The sequence below is a fragment of the Streptomyces alkaliterrae genome, assembly GCF_007097205.2.
GTDB classification, from domain to species: Bacteria; Actinomycetota; Actinomycetes; order Streptomycetales; family Streptomycetaceae; genus Streptomyces; species Streptomyces alkaliterrae.
In genome coordinates this window covers 1-1,060 of the sequence record NZ_VJYK02000613.1, presented here as the reverse complement: position 1 = coordinate 1,060, position 1,060 = coordinate 1, and the positions used below count along the sequence as shown (strand labels likewise).

Sequence of the window (1,060 nt, the reverse complement as noted above, 5' to 3'; positions counted from 1 at the left end):
GCCCCGGCGCAGCCGTCCGCCCCGGCCCACAAGCCGGTTCCGGCCGCCACGGCCGGCGCCGAGGGCGCCTACGTCACCCCGCTGGTGCGCAAGCTCGCCGCCGAGAACAACGTCGACCTCGCCGCGGTCAAGGGCACCGGCGTCGGCGGGCGCATCCGCAAGCAGGACGTGCTCGCCGCAGCGGAGGCCGCCAAGGCCGCCGCCGCCCAGCCGGCCCCGGCCGCCGCCGCGCCGAAGTCTCCGAAGCTGGAGACCTCGCCGCTGCGTGGCCAGACCGTGAAGATGTCGCGGATCCGGAAGGTCATCGCCGAGAAGATGGTGGAGGCGCTGCAGAAGCAGGCGCAGCTGTCCACCGTCGTCGAGGTCGACGTCACCCGCGTCATGAAGCTGCGGGCCCGGGCCAAGGAGTCCTTCGCCGCCCGTGAGGGCGTCAAGCTCTCACCGATGCCGTTCTTCGTGAAGGCCGCCGCCGAGGCGCTGAAGGCCCACCCGGCCATCAACGCCCGCATCAACGACGACGGCACCGTCACCTACCACGACGTCGAGAACGTCGGCATCGCGGTGGACTCGGAGAAGGGCCTGATGGTCCCGGTCATCAAGGGCGCCGGCGACCTCAGCATCGCCGGTATCGCCAAGAAGACCGCGGAGCTGGCCGGCAAGGTGCGTCAGGGCGGTCTGAGCCCCGACGACATGTCCGGCGGCACGTTCACGATCAGCAACACCGGCTCGCGCGGTGCGCTGTTCGACACGATCATCGTGAACTACCCGCAGGTCGCCGAGCTGGGCATCGGCGCCACCGTCCGCCGTCCGATGGTCATCGACCACCCGGAGCTCGGTGAGACGATCGCCATCCGCGACATGGTGTACCTGACGCTGTCGTACGACCACCAACTGGTCGACGGCGCGGACGCCGCCCGCTACCTGGGCGACGTCAAGGCCCGCCTCGAAGCCGGCGAGTTCGAGGGCGAACTGGGCCTGTAAGGCCCACGGTCTCCCCCGGTGCCCCCGCGTTCCTCCCCGGAAGGCGGGGGCACCGCCGTTACGGGCCGAGGCCCGTAAC

Annotated in this window: 1 protein-coding gene; it reads left to right on the top strand. The window is 71.3% G+C overall.

Going from position 1 to position 1,060, the window contains the following annotated elements; all coding sequences use genetic code 11:
* On the top strand, nt 1-981 hold a 981-nt coding region (sucB, locus tag FNX44_RS27110), incomplete at its 5' end, for a 2-oxoglutarate dehydrogenase, E2 component, dihydrolipoamide succinyltransferase (RefSeq protein WP_143651600.1).
* Nucleotides 982-1,060 lie beyond the last annotated feature (79 nt).